Below are 403 nucleotides of genomic sequence, written 5' to 3'. Positions count from 1 at the left end.
TAGCCCTTAAAGATCAAAACGCAAAAGCAGGTTCACCACAGAGTGCACAGAGAGGCCTGCGGCCTACACAGAGAAAAGATCAAAGCTTTCATTTAGATGTGTCTCAATCTCTTCCTCTGTGCAGCGAAGCGCTCGGTGTCCTCGGTGGTTCAAGTGTTTGTTTCTTAAAGATCAAAACATAAAAGACGGTTCACCACAGAGGGCACAGAGCGGCCTACGGCCTACACAGAGAAAAGATTAAAGCTTTCATTTAGATGTGTCTCAATCCCTTCCTCTGTGCAGCGAAGCGCCCGGTGTCCTCGGTGGTTCATCGGTTTATCCCTTAAAGATTAAGACATAAAAGCTGATTCACCACCGAGAACACAGAGCGGCCTGTGGCCTGCACCGAGAAAAGATAATAGCT

At 47.6% G+C, this 403-nt stretch carries 1 protein-coding gene; it reads left to right on the top strand.

Translation table 11 applies throughout. The features are described 5' to 3' along the window. Positions 1–182: hypothetical protein (locus tag A3766_RS31995; RefSeq protein WP_231882892.1), on the top strand; the 182-nt coding region annotated here is incomplete at its 5' end. Positions 183–403 lie beyond the last annotated feature (221 nt).

The sequence above is a fragment of the Oleiphilus sp. HI0132 genome, assembly GCF_001635845.1.
The sequence above is the reverse complement of the archived record's forward strand: the minus strand, read 5'-3'. Positions and strand labels throughout refer to the sequence as shown.